The 9,651-nt window shown below is 33.7% G+C and carries 8 protein-coding genes, 1 rRNA gene and 1 pseudogene; 3 read left to right on the top strand and 7 right to left on the bottom strand.

Annotated elements, in window-relative coordinates:
- Positions 1-54: 54 nt before the first annotated feature.
- The 3 genes and pseudogenes from D5R40_RS40150 to D5R40_RS27200 form a co-directional block, all read right to left on the bottom strand.
- Positions 55-252, bottom strand: a complete 198-nt coding sequence (locus tag D5R40_RS40150; protein ID WP_240039148.1) for a zinc ribbon domain-containing protein — start codon at positions 250-252, stop codon at positions 55-57.
- A 237-nt stretch (positions 253-489) separates the two neighbouring features.
- Positions 490-975 carry a hypothetical protein gene (locus tag D5R40_RS40145; RefSeq protein WP_240039145.1) on the bottom strand — a complete coding sequence of 162 codons (486 nt, stop codon included), beginning with the start codon at positions 973-975 and terminating at the stop codon, positions 490-492.
- Between the two features lie 110 nt (positions 976-1,085).
- Positions 1,086-1,289: pseudogene (locus tag D5R40_RS27200) on the bottom strand (transposase); the annotation flags it as partial.
- 405 nt (positions 1,290-1,694) lie between these two features.
- Between D5R40_RS27200 and D5R40_RS27195 the strand changes: the two are divergent.
- A complete protein-coding gene (locus D5R40_RS27195; protein ID WP_124146914.1) occupies positions 1,695-4,955 on the top strand; it encodes a CHAT domain-containing protein in 3,261 nt (1,086 codons plus the stop codon).
- A 253-nt stretch (positions 4,956-5,208) separates the two neighbouring features.
- On the opposite strand, the gene D5R40_RS27190 is transcribed toward D5R40_RS27195, so the two are convergent.
- Positions 5,209-5,820 carry a hypothetical protein gene (locus D5R40_RS27190; RefSeq protein ID WP_124146915.1) on the bottom strand — a complete coding sequence of 204 codons (612 nt, stop codon included), beginning with the start codon at positions 5,818-5,820 and terminating at the stop codon, positions 5,209-5,211.
- A 361-nt stretch (positions 5,821-6,181) separates the two neighbouring features.
- Entirely contained in the window at positions 6,182-6,778 is a 597-nt protein-coding gene (locus tag D5R40_RS27185) for a hypothetical protein (RefSeq protein ID WP_124146916.1), read from the bottom strand.
- Between the two features lie 145 nt (positions 6,779-6,923).
- Here D5R40_RS27185 and D5R40_RS27180 point away from each other — a divergent pair, with 145 nt between their 5' ends.
- Both D5R40_RS27180 and D5R40_RS27175 read left to right on the top strand, forming a co-directional pair.
- Positions 6,924-8,096 (top strand): NAD(P)/FAD-dependent oxidoreductase, encoded by a 1,173-nt coding sequence (locus D5R40_RS27180; protein ID WP_124146917.1) that lies wholly within the window; start codon positions 6,924-6,926, stop codon positions 8,094-8,096.
- Between the two features lie 248 nt (positions 8,097-8,344).
- Complete coding sequence (locus tag D5R40_RS27175) at positions 8,345-8,815, top strand: RtcB family protein (protein ID WP_338043244.1); 471 nt, start codon at positions 8,345-8,347, stop codon at positions 8,813-8,815.
- 318 nt (positions 8,816-9,133) lie between these two features.
- On the opposite strand, the gene D5R40_RS27170 is transcribed toward D5R40_RS27175, so the two are convergent.
- Positions 9,134-9,295, bottom strand: coding sequence for a tail fiber domain-containing protein (locus D5R40_RS27170; protein WP_161564677.1), 162 nt, complete (start codon positions 9,293-9,295; stop codon positions 9,134-9,136).
- Between the two features lie 251 nt (positions 9,296-9,546).
- A 5S ribosomal RNA gene (rrf, locus tag D5R40_RS27165) occupies positions 9,547-9,651 on the bottom strand; the annotation flags it as partial.

Here is a 9,651-nt window from a genome sequence, read left to right as displayed (position 1 = left end):
TTAAGTCTCGTTCGCGCTAGCGCTGCGGAGCAATCACAGCTAAAATTGCAGTGTTCACAGTTGAATACAGGCTCCGATAAAGACAGAGACTCGCGATTCAGTTCCACACCTACTGCAGGTTTTAGAACTAGGAAACCATCTATCCACAATGGTTAAGGATGAACCATATAACTCACACTTGTACTCTAGCTGTCTACGAAACTCATAAAAACCCATATCACCAACAGCCTTAGCTAGCTTGTGATTAGCCATCATACCTGATACATTAAGGTCTTCTATTACTATCTGGCTGTGGTTTTTCGCCAAATAAGTAGGCACGTTTATGCAATGTATCTTTTCTGATGTCAGCAACATTAGTGTGTAGTCTCGCTATTTTTAGCTGTGCTTTTTTCCAGTTATTAGAAAACTTGACTTTATTTCGATTCAAGTATTGCAACAAGCGAAAGTTTAGCTTCTAACTTTCTATAGGATTTAGCTCCTGGAAATACTTCACCAGTTGAGAGTGAAGAAGCGTGATTTCACACCCAAATCTACACCAACTACATCAACTGATTTCTCAGTGACTTGAGGTTCTGTTTCTATCTTGAAGCTAATGAACCAACGATCGGCTTTTTTAGTTATAGTTACAGATTTAGGAGTAACATGATCTGGCAAGATTTCAAAAGTTTTTATCCATCCAATTCTTGGTAATTTTATGTGATTAAAGCCTACCGATATTGAGCCATCTAGAGTAAAACTATCATCCCTACCTTTTTTCTTGAATTTAGGTTGACCAGAAACTTTGCTAAAGCAGCGTTTCCAAGCAACGGACAAATACCTCAAAGCATATTGAGGCGCTGTTTTAGAAACCTCGTAGTACCAATAGTTTTTAGGTTTAACCATTGCTACTAAAAGTTTATGCAGGTCGATAGATGTGGGAAATTTAAGTTTACTTTCAGGATTATTGAAATTGTGATTAAGGATGTTCCTAGTCAACCATAATCCCCAATTCCAAGCGTGACGAGCTACGCCAGTGTGTTTAGCTAGCAGCGTTTTTTTTTATTATAGGGGATTTTTCGGATCTCTAAGAGGCTGTTTGTAAATAATTATGAAGTATTAGTAGCGATCGCTAAACGTTTGAGCATTAAACTAATCATTGAAATATGAATAAAGGCTTCGCTGTTGCGAGAATATTCTTCATAATCTTTAGAAAGTCTACGATTACGGCCTAACCAAGCAAAAGTTCTTTCCACTACCCAACGTCTAGGTAAAACTTTAAACCCTTTTTCAGTTCTGTTAACAATAGCGAGTTTATATGACAAGATCGATTGATGACTAAAAAGATCAACAGTGGATTTGAGTTAATTGAACAATCTTCCTACTTATTTCCCCAGACTTGATATTAAGATCGGAAAAATTATCCTCTCATACTCATACATAATTTTTCAAACAGATATAATTATTATGAGTTTTTGATTTTTAATTTAAAAAAAAATCGACAAAAATCGTAATCTGCTGAAAAATCAGAAAATAATGATATACTTATTCTAAGTTGGTAATTATGCCTATATACTTGACTTTTGATTCAATATTAATACACCCACTAGGTCAACCCAAACCAAAAGTTTTAAGCATAACAATAGATTCTACGGATTTTAGAGTCACTTAACTGTACTACCTAAGTATTAGTAGGTAGACAAAAAGTATATATAAAGATGAATCAAAACCGCATCCAAGCCTATATAAATCTAATTCAACAACTATTAAATAGCCCCACAGAAAGAAAAGATAAAATCCTAGCAACTAACCAAAAATTACTAGATAAAGGATTACTCCAAACAATAATAATGATGGCACAGACATCAGCAGAAAAAGGGAACGAGGAAGCTCAAGAACTATTACTCACCTTTGCAGTAGAACTATCAGAAAAATTAGACATTTCAATTACAGAAAACACCTCAGCAACAGCAACCCCTTTAGAATATTTAGAATTCTTAACCCAGGTATTACAAGCAACCCACGAAAGCAAAAACAATCCTCAAATTATTCACCCTATTTTGCAAGAAAACCTCAACAAATTAGACCAAGGTTTAGTAGAAACCTTACAAACTTGGGCAACTTCAACCTTAGTAGAAATTAAACCAGAAGAAGCTCATAGTATTGCTGCAGATATAGTTAACTTCAGTAACCAGATACAAGAGTTTACTCTTGGGGATAAAGCAGATAACTTAGAAATAGCAATTACGGGATATAAAACAGCATTAACTGTATACAATAATGCTTATAAAACTCATAACTGGGTAAGCATTATCAACAATCTTGGCACTGCTTACCTCAACAGAATTTATGGAGATAAATCTGTAAATATTGAGCAGGTAATAGAAATTTATCAATCAGCATTAAAATTAATAGATCGAGAAGATATCCCCCAAGACTGGGCAAGAATTCAAAGTAACTTAGGTAATGCTTATAGTCATAGAATTGAAGGAGATAAAGCCAAAAATATTGAACAATCAATAATCGCTTATGAAAGAGCATTGGAAATTATTACCCAAGAAAATTTTCCCCAACAATGGGCAACTATTCAAAATAATTTAGCTAATACCTACTTAACAAGAATTACAGGAAAAGTCGGCGATAATATTGAATTAGCAATAAATGCTTACCAAAAAGCATTACAAATGATTGATCGGGAAAAAAATTCTTTAGACTGGGCAGTAACTCAAAGCAATCTTGGTAATGCCTATCTAAATAGAATGACAGAAAATGTAGAGAAAAATATTGAGCAAGCAATTACAGCTTATCAGCAAGCATTAAAAATTATTAATAGGGAAAATAAACCTTACCAGTGGGCAAATATTCAAAAAAATCTGGGCATTGCTTACTTAAATAGATTTATAGGACAAAAAAGCAAAAATATTGAATTAGCTATTACAGCTTATCAACAAGCATTAACAGAAATTACTCCTATTGATTCTCTATTAGATTGGGTAATAATTTCCATAAATCTGGGCACTGCTTACCTCCACCGAGATACAGCAGAAATAATCGAAAATATTGAACTATCAATTGTAGTTTATCAACAAGTGCTGCAAGTTATTAATCCAGAAAAATTTGCTTTATGGTGGGGAATTATTCAAAAAAATCTTGGTGATGCTTATAGTTATAAAGTTAGAGAAAATAAAGTCATAGAAAATATAGAAAATATTGCTGATTTTTATCAAAATATTGAACTAGCAATTACAGCATATCAACAAGCATTAAATATTTTTACTGTAGAAAGTTTTCCACTTGAATGTCTACAAATTTATCGTAAATTAGGCGATTTAGGATTTCAAAATGAAAATTGGCAACTTGCTATTGAAAGTTATCAAATAGCAATTAAGTTGCTAGAAACAACTCAAAGTTTGGCAAATACCGAAATATCTTACAAAGAGATGTTAGCTGAATCAATTTATATGTATGGGAACATAGTCGAATGTTATGTCAAGATTGAGGAATATGAACAAGCATTAGAATATGTAGAAGCTTCTCGTTCTCGTCGTTTAGTAGAGTTAATGATGATAAACGATATTTATAAAAATGAGGAAAAACCAGCAGAAGTAGAAGAATATTATGATCTACAACAACAAATTAATCAGCTCAATTTTGATACTACTAGAATTAATAAACCAATTACAGTGGGAAGTAGATTTAGCATCAAAGAAATTAAATCAGAGAATCAAGAAAAGATTGCTTTATTGAAAGAAAAACAGCAAAAAATTTGGCAAAAAATTTGGAATAGCGATCGCGTACTAGCGGAACAGTTACAAGTGACATATCTGAGTTTTTCAGAGATTCAGCAGTTAGTAAAGGATAAACAAACTGCCATTATAGATTTTTATTCAACTAGAAATAATACCTATATATTCCTTCTGAATCAGCAGCAACTTACTGTTCATATTTGTCAAGGAGAGGGAATTGATAAATTACAAACTTGGATACATGATAATTGGTTGAAACTCCATGCAGAAAATAGTAGCGAATGGCAGAATCAAATGGAGGCTTTTCTTTCAGAATTATCAGAAAAATTAGAATTCAATCAACTGATAAAACAACTGAATGAGATAAAAGAATTAATTATTATTCCCCATTTATATCTACATCAAATACCTTACGTTGCTTTACCAGTTACTAGAGAAAAAGAAACAAAGTATTTGTGTGATTATTTCCGTTTAAGAATTTTACCTAGTTGTCAAATTCTCAATTATTGCTCAGAGCGAACGCTCATTAATAATCCCCGCAAAATAGGAATTGTGGAAACTCCTATAACAAATAAGTTTTATACAAGATATGAATGTGAAACTCTAGCAAATATGTACTTAATTTCTCCCCAAAAACGTCTGCAATATAGTCAGGCAAAAATTAATAATTACCACAATTTTATTCAACAAGTACAAGTGCTGCATTCTAGTCACATTTCTCAAGTAAATCTTGTCAATCCCTTATCATCAAAACTAAAATTATTTGATGGAGATATAGTTCTTAGTAAAGTTTTTGCTTGGCGTTTACCAGAATTATTTGATGTATTTCTTTCCAGTTGCGAAATTAATCTCAATCAAACTAAAATTTCTGACGATATTCTCACATTTGCTAGTGCTTTTATTAGTGCAGGCGCCCGTCATATAATTAGCTCATTATGGTTAGTAGAAGATTTAGCCACAGCATTATTTTGTATTTTCTACTATCAACATCGCCAAAAATATAGCTGTTCGGAAGCATTGAAAAAAGCACAAAATCAACTTCGTTATTTAACAGGAACTCAGCTTAGTAGTTATAGAAAACAGCTAGAAGGATATCTAGAACAATACATGAAACAAGAAAATTCAGAAAAAATACAACAAAAAAAGGAACTCTTATCATGGTTTTGTCAACAGAGTCTTCCATTTACTCATCCTTACTACTGGGCAGGTTTTATTTCCCAAGGTATTTCTTGAAGAAGGCAGAAGGTAGAAGGCAGAAGGCAGAAGGCAGAAGGCAGAAGGCAGAAGGAAAAATTGCTTATGGATAGTCTTCGACACGCCACTTCATGTCTTATACCAATTTGAAAAAAGAATGCTATGCTTAAGTGATACTTCAACTATTAAGTAATTAACACAGGCTGAATAAATTTTTTGATAATTAGCACGCCAGTTATTGTTAATTATTCTTATTTTTACTACTCTCCTACTCCCCTGCTCAAGAAAATAATTAGGTTGTTATCCGTTGATAAAGAATAGCCTTACCTTGTCTTTTTCCAGAATCTTTCCACCCTCTTTGTTCCAGATCGCCTAATCTATTAAGAGTAGTTATATACGCAGGAGAACAACCTAAAACTTTCCCTAGTTCCCGCGCAGTTTTTAATTCTTCAACATCATCATTCAACAAGCTTTTTGTCATTTCTTTTTGTTCGATAACTGTTGTCATTGATGATTGTTCATATTCATATTTATCCCTAAATACAAGGTTTTCTTTTTCTATACTTTGTAATCTATTATTTTTTGTAGGAGTTACTAGAGCTTCATTATCATCTATTTCTTTAACTTCTTGAATCAATTTTTTTTCTATGTATTTGTCTATATAACTATCCAATTTGTTTCCAATATACTTTCCTATTGCTACATTAATTTTGGTTTCTAAACTAAGTGATAAAATACTTTGATTGCTATCTATTTCTTCTCCTAAATAAAGATCGATAAACAAATTTAAAACTTCAAAAGCTGTAGCATCATTATCCTTACATTTTACTTGGAAGCGTTGCCATTTACCACGAGTTAATTTCAGATTGATCTGAACTTTATCTTCTCTATCATTGCTATACATATTAACTAAATACCTAGATAAGGGACGAAATTAAAGCATAAATTACGCTTGAAAGCCTAAAGCTATTTATCTACCACTTATGGTATTGTCTATAATTATATACAAAAAATCAAATGATTTTGGCAATTTTATTGATTGATAAAAATTTAATTCATCTTGACAAAATAATTGATAATTATCATCAATAATTCACTATGATTGACTTAATCTGGAAGTTTAAGATTGTAAATAGGAATACAGGATACTAATCAATATTTAGTGATTTTATGCTTATTTTTTAGAAAAAATTATTGAGGAAATTTATTATTAAACTTATTCAAGAAACAAAATAATTGAAAAAAAGCTAAAATATAAACGTCCTCTAATTTAAAAATACACTTCCAGTTTCTTCAATTAATAAACTAGATTTATCCAAATTAAAATTATTAGTCTCAGTCATATTTAACAGCAAAAGACTATTTTCAACAATAAACTGAGGTTTTATCAATAAAAAACCTCCCTTATCCCGATAAAAAGTAATATTGACAGGAACTTTTAATTTCCTTAAAATAACTTCAGATTTTCCTGACAACTGGCGTTGTGTAGTATCTCCAATTATCTCATAAGAAATTGTAGCAGCAGTATTATTTGCAAGTTTGATATTGACCAAACCATTTACAGGTTGAATAATGCCAATAGGCAATTGTCTTGTTCCAGGTAAAGGAGCTGTAGAGTCATTAACAATTAATTGTTTTGGGGGTTGACTAGGCTGAGTTTGAACAGTATTTGATGGTGATACAGTAGAAGACGGTTTCTCTGGTGAAGGTTGTTTTGGGAGTTGACTAGGCTGAGTTTGAACAGTATTTGATGGTGATACAGTCGAAGACGGTTTTTCTGGTGAAGGTTGTTTTAAAGGTTGAGAATCAAAACGAGGCAACTGTGCTAGGCTAAGACTAGGTAAAGTTATACTTGATAGCAATATAATTATCAGCCCACAAATTTGCTTGTTTAGTCTGGTATTTATGCTGAATAACTGATTCAAAAACTGCATAATTATTTGCCTAAATAATCTAATTAGTTAAATACCTATTATGATATCAGGAAAATGTTAGAGTAAATTGTTTATGAAAAGTTACGATTGGATTGTAGTTGGTGGCGGAATAACAGGAGCAGCTCTCAGTTATGAATTGGCAAAAAAAGGTTTTACCGTACTCCTGTTGGAAAAATACCCTACTTTAAAAGGTGCAACCCGTTATAGTTATGCTATTTTATCCTACTGGTCTGGTACTACAGATTTGACTAATCAACTTTTTCAGGAAGCAAAAGAACGTCATCATTATCTATCTGAAGAATTAGAAGCAGATACACAATTTCAAGAGTTAGATTTATTGCTAACCATCGCCACCGAATATGACCCAAAAAAAATAGCTACTAATTTCTCTCAGTGTAATATTGTACCTCGCCTAATTAGTGTCCAAGAAGCCTGTGAAATGGAACCCTTACTAAATCAAGAGGCGATCGCAGGAGCTTTAACTGTTCCTAGCGGTCATGTTTCCCCAGAAGCAACAACTTTAGCCTACTGTCAAGCATTTACCAAAATAGGAGGTCAAACTGAAATTGCAGAGGTAACGGGGTTAGTAAAAACAGGCGATCGTATAACTGGAGTCCACACAACTACTCAAACTTATCACGCTGCCAATGTAGTAATTTGTGCTGGTGGAATTTCTCGTCATTTCCTAAAATCAGCAGGCATCCCCACCCGTGTTTACTTCACCCATGCCGAGATGTTAGAAATTCCTCCTGTGGAATTGCAACTAAATACTAGCGTTTTAACAGCAGTACAAAAACGTTTTCAATGTGAAGCTGCTACAAGTACAGTTGAGTTTGAGCAAATGTGGGATGAACCTGGTCACGAATTTGTGCCATTTAGCTTAGATGCTGGTGCAATTCAATTTAAAAACGGTAGCATCAGAATAGGTCAAATTTCCCGCGTACTCACGGACCCCTACACTAAAATCGATCCTACTCAAAGTGAAGTTGCTATGCGAGCAGAGATCGGAAAAGTTTTACCTGCATTAGAAAATTTACCTGCAACCTGGCATCACTGCTTAGTAGCATACAGTGCTGACGACTTACCCCTCATAGGAGCTATTCCTCATCTAGAAGGGATACATATTTTTTCTGGGTTCAGTAGTCCCTTTGTATTTGTACCTCCCCTAGCTAAAAGATTCGCTAATTATGTAGTCGGAGAAAATGATGAAATTATCAAGCAATTATCTCCTCATCGCTTTATCTAACTAATAGACATCTGGTGAAAAATAATAGACTTTTTGCAGAAGTAGGCAACAGCGGTGCGACCCCGCGTCGGCGTCAGACGCAAGGGAATGCGCACCAAGAGAGGCAACAGCTCATCTGGCAACAGGGAAGAAAATTTCTGAAAAAAAACACAAAAAATGATCCATAAGTGTAATTTCCACTCCTATGTCTAATTAGTCCTCTTCATAGTTATATCCTTACCTACATTCCGTAATCTTTTTATGTTACAATGATGGCTCGTTTTAAGCGAATTGTTGAAAAGCATTTAGCAGGTGGTAAACCAACAAAACCACTATTAGATGTGAACTGTCATCATAATTATGCGGAAAAAGAAATACATTTTGGGGAAGAAGTTTATGTAACTCGTAAAGGTGCTGTGCGAGCACAGGAAGAAGATTATGGAATTATACCCGGTTCAATGGGAGCAAAATCCTTCATTGTCAAAGGAAAAGGAAACCATGAAAGTTATTGTAGCTGTAGTCATGGTGCTGGCCGAATGATGTCTCGCACTCAAGCTAAAAAACGTTTTTCTGTTGATGATTTAGTGAAGCAAACTGAAGGAGTAGAATGCTGGAAAGATGGAGGCGTTATTGATGAAATTCCTAGTGCTTATAAGTCTATTGAGGAAGTGATGAATCAGCAAAATGATTTAGTAGAAGTTGTAGCAACTCTTAAACAAGTTGTTTGTGTCAAAGGCTAATTTTTCTATATTTGTTTGCTTGTCTACTTTGCTTATTTGGAAAAAACCCAAAAAGCCTGTTTCTCAAATTTCGGAAACAGGCTTTAATCAATAATAATCTTGGCATCGAGCTATTTTTAAATGGGGGAACCCCCAAAGTATCTTTAGTTTCTTTGTACTGGATCGCTGTTGTTATTTTGTTTGTCTGAGCAATTGAATTTCCTCTTGCAAGGTTTCGAGTTCTTCTTGCTGTTGTTTAACAACCTTAGTTAAAACTGCGATAACATCCATAGTCTTAACTGCCTTGTATTCGTCAGTAGTTATTAACTCTGGAACCTCTTAAGCAATAAAACCAGCATTCAGAGTTTTACTATGATCAGCAATGTAATTATATTTGACTGGGTTGAGGTCTGCTAATATATCAACTGCCTCTTGACTGGACAGACTGGCGATATTTTCTTTTAATTCTTTCGATGAACTCTGAGAAACACTACCTTTCAACCTCAGGTTTCCATTTGGCCAAAAAACAGCTCTTAGGTTTGTAAATTTATAACCTCCATACTAACATAGCAACAAAGTTACTCATTCTATCCTCCTCAAAAAAATTGGACTGATTAGCAAGAAGATATCAATAAATTAAATATTCTAATATATACAAATCTAATATATACAAAAAAAGATGGCAATCCACTACTGCCAAAAACAACAAAGCATCTTTCCCATATATCAGAAAGATGCTTCGCTAAATATTACCCTGGCATCGAGCTATTTTCACATGGGGCTACCCCCAAAGTATCTTCGCCAGCACTACATTTCACTACCGAGTTCGAGATGGAGTCGGAGTGGGTCTATAGCCT

It is taken from the genome of Okeania hirsuta, assembly GCF_003838195.1.
GTDB lineage: Bacteria > Cyanobacteriota > Cyanobacteriia > Cyanobacteriales > Microcoleaceae > Okeania > Okeania hirsuta.
This window is presented reverse-complemented; position numbering and strand designations above follow the sequence as displayed.